Here is a 260-nt window from a genome sequence, read left to right as displayed (position 1 = left end):
GCTTCGAAGTCGAGGCGACCGAAGCACAGCCCGCGCTCGGCGTCCTCGAAGGTGCGCAGTCGCTTCGCCGCATAGGCGTCCATCGCGGCCTGCGCCACCTCGCCGTCGACGCGGTCGCCTGCAGAGGCGAGCACGTCGCGCATCCGCTCGAGGTGCTCGTAGGCCCGGTCGACGTACTCCTGCTCCGCTGAGAGCTCCGGATGGCTCATCGTCTCCAACGTACCGCTCGGGACCTCTCGATCGATGCGCCCCGTAGCCTC

1 protein-coding gene is annotated in these 260 nt (G+C 69.2%); it reads right to left on the bottom strand.

Annotation, left to right across the window (positions count from 1 at the left end; all coding sequences use genetic code 11):
* A partial coding sequence (locus EUU22_RS25385; protein WP_205687956.1) for a hypothetical protein occupies positions 1-260 on the bottom strand: 260 nt, incomplete at both ends.

Origin of the sequence: Ciceribacter ferrooxidans (assembly GCF_004137355.1) — a bacterium.
GTDB lineage: Bacteria > Pseudomonadota > Alphaproteobacteria > Rhizobiales > Rhizobiaceae > Allorhizobium > Allorhizobium ferrooxidans.
This window is presented reverse-complemented; position numbering and strand designations above follow the sequence as displayed.